Source organism: Streptomyces sp. BE20, from assembly GCF_036322525.1.
Taxonomy (GTDB): Bacteria; Actinomycetota; Actinomycetes; order Streptomycetales; family Streptomycetaceae; genus Kitasatospora.
Genome location: NZ_JAQYWW010000831.1, coordinates 1 through 329 on the forward strand (window position 1 = coordinate 1; position 329 = coordinate 329).

Annotated in this window: 1 protein-coding gene; it reads right to left on the bottom strand. The window is 79.9% G+C overall.

Annotated elements, in window-relative coordinates; all coding sequences use genetic code 11:
* The coding region (locus tag PUR61_RS17545; RefSeq protein ID WP_329879797.1) for a hypothetical protein at positions 1-329 on the bottom strand (329 nt) is incomplete at both ends.

The following is a 329-nucleotide window of genomic DNA, read 5'->3' on the forward strand; positions in this document are numbered from 1 at the left end:
GACGCCGGCCCATCCCCACCCACTGCGTACCCTGACCCGGGAACACGAAGTCGGTCTCGCCGGCGTCGTCCGCCGTGCCGGTGACCAGGCCGGGTGCGGCGGCGTCGCCCGCGAGCTCGGCCAGTCCGCCGCGGTGGCCGTCCAGCGTGTCGGCCACCACGACGGCGCGGTGCGCCAGGAGCGCCCGGCCCTCGGCGAGCGCGCGGGCGGCAGCCGTCTGGTCCGGGCCCTGCGCGTCGGCGTAGTCGAGCAGCCGCTCGGCCTGGGCACGCAGGGCGACGGCCGAGGCGGCGGACACCAGCCAGGGGACGGCCGGGACGGCGCGCGCC